At 67.1% G+C, this 519-nt stretch carries 1 protein-coding gene; it reads left to right on the forward strand.

All coding sequences use genetic code 11. The features are described 5' to 3' along the window. Positions 1 to 151: 151 nt before the first annotated feature. Positions 152 to 519, forward strand: a 368-nt coding sequence (locus P3H15_RS54485; protein ID WP_276144898.1) for a hypothetical protein, incomplete at its 3' end; no start/stop codon positions are given.

The following is a 519-nucleotide window of genomic DNA, read 5'->3' on the forward strand; positions in this document are numbered from 1 at the left end:
CACGTTGTGCCCGATGTGCGCGGTCACCGACACCGCCCGCCGCACAGCCTGACCCGCCGTCCCGCAGCCCCGACCCGGGACCGGTGGGGGCGGTGCCGGGCTGTGAGGATGAACTCGAACATGGTCGTCTTACTGAAGGGAAACAGGTGTGATGGGGGAGCTGGCTACGGCGAGCAAGGTGGCTGTGATGGTGTCGTATTGGTGGAGCCGCGGCGACGGTCTCGCCAACCATCAACTCGGCCAGATCCTCACCCGCGCAGCGGGTGTGGATGAGGTGGACATCACCGATCCGCGGTCCATCGACCGCACCTTGCGGATCGCGGTCGCTGATCCCACTGTGCTGGCCGAGCTGGACCAGTGGTGGCAGATGGTCGAAACCCGGAGGGTCGGCAACAACACGCGCAATCCGGGATTGGTTCTGGAGCAGTCGATTCGGTACCTCACCGACCGGCTCGACGCCGGCACCGTCACACCGGAGGCGCTCGGCGAATGCCGCCGGCAGGTCGCCGCGGTCGATCA

The organism is Rhodococcus sp. T2V (assembly GCF_029269925.1).
Lineage (GTDB): Bacteria > Actinomycetota > Actinomycetes > Mycobacteriales > Mycobacteriaceae > Rhodococcus_F > Rhodococcus_F koreensis.